1 protein-coding gene is annotated in these 1,619 nt (G+C 40.2%); it reads left to right on the top strand.

What is annotated here, in order from left to right; genetic code table 11:
* Positions 1 to 101: 101 nt before the first annotated feature.
* Positions 102 to 1,418 (top strand): transposase, encoded by a 1,317-nt coding sequence (locus ACOI1D_RS21585; protein ID WP_422504251.1) that lies wholly within the window; start codon positions 102 to 104, stop codon positions 1,416 to 1,418.
* The last annotated feature ends 201 nt before the right edge of the window (positions 1,419 to 1,619 follow it).

Genomic DNA, 1,619 nt, shown 5'->3' on the forward strand with positions numbered 1-1,619 from the left:
GCCCCTTATTTTCTTCAAAAATAAAAATGCACCCTTAGCTAAATATGGTAAAATGGGAGTGACAAAACAACCAAAAATACCAATTTGCGAGGTGCATTTTCATGGACTTACAATTAGAACTAGTTCCTTTCCACTACTATAACACACTCGGCTTCGATGTGGAACTGATAGATTACATTGATCATGTAGATGATTCAATTGTATTAGAAAAAATTAAGCCCTTGTATAAGGGTGGCGGCCGTCCCCCAGCTGATCCGAGGACATATTTTCGGATGCATTATTTGTACTTTACGATGCCTGAAATTACGTCCTTTCGGCAGTTGTGTAATCAGTTAATTAATCCAAAAAATCAAGCTTGGCGCAATTTTATTGGCACACCGAACATAAAAGATGTGCCTGTTCACAGTAGCCTAAGTCACTTCCGGAAGTATGTTACGCCGGAGCTATTTTATGAGATCTTATTTGATCTCCTAGGTCAAGCGTTGAAATTGGATGACTTTTTACAACCAACCCTTTCTGGTATTGATTCTAGGCCAGTTTATGCACATGTGAATGGCTATAAAAGGAAACGTTGTAACTGCGAAAACAAAGAAACGTGCGATTGTGAAAAGACGTTCTCGGACCCGGATGCCAAAGTGGGAGTACAACGCAATAAAGCGAATCAGAATAAGTTCTTTATCGGGTATCGCAAGCATTCAATCGTCTGCCCTACACCCACGGGCCCCGTCGTTCTTTTGTCAATCATTCTTCCACCAGATACCGCAGACATCGATGTTTTGCTTCCATTGGTTGAAAAACTAAATCAAATTGGTGATATAAAAGTAGATTACCTTGCAGCTGATTTAGGCTATTTTAGTGCGGATGATCAGGTTGAGACCCTGCTGGAACACGATGTAGCGGTAGTGACAGACTTTAAAAAGAATACCGTCATCCCGGAAACATGCTCCCCAGATGGGAAGCCCGAATGCGAAGAGGGTCATGCATTAATCTGGGACGGATTTGATAGAGAAACCCATACGTCTTGGTTTAATGGAGATGAAAGCAAATGCATGTCCTGCCCACTTCAAGCCTCTTGCGACAAACAGTTCGGATTCTCGTTCGAAGAAAACCCGTTCTTTTATGGCCCTGTGCCACAAAGCACGGAACTACAAGGCCGCATGCTTCGTTATCGTAAGCAAGTGGAACTGGCTTTTGCCCATGAATCCAATCAGTTAGATTCCGTCTTGCGTCATAAAAAGGTACCAGTGAAAACAACAAAAAGGGTACAGTCCTTTTTCATTATGAGGGATACGTTTCGACTAATTGAACGTATCATCAAGCATTTACGGGTAACAGTTTTACCCGAAGATCATGTTGAAAAAATAAAGGAATTACAAATGCAGCAGGTTGAACAGGTAGCATTGCCTCTAGCAGTTTAATTTCCATCAGAACCAAACAGTTTTTAAAAACCTGTTTATGACCAAGGGGAAAGTATGCCCTTTTTTAGGCATCATTTTGATGAATATTTAGTTTACTCAGCTACTTTCCAAATAGGTTACTTTCATTTCCAATTATGGAAGTATGAAAGGGAATTATTAAACTTAAATTTTATTTAATAGGGTACTTTTTGAACATCCTCT

The sequence above is a fragment of the Virgibacillus sp. DJP39 genome (assembly GCF_049310925.1).
GTDB lineage: Bacteria > Bacillota > Bacilli > Bacillales > Amphibacillaceae > Virgibacillus_F.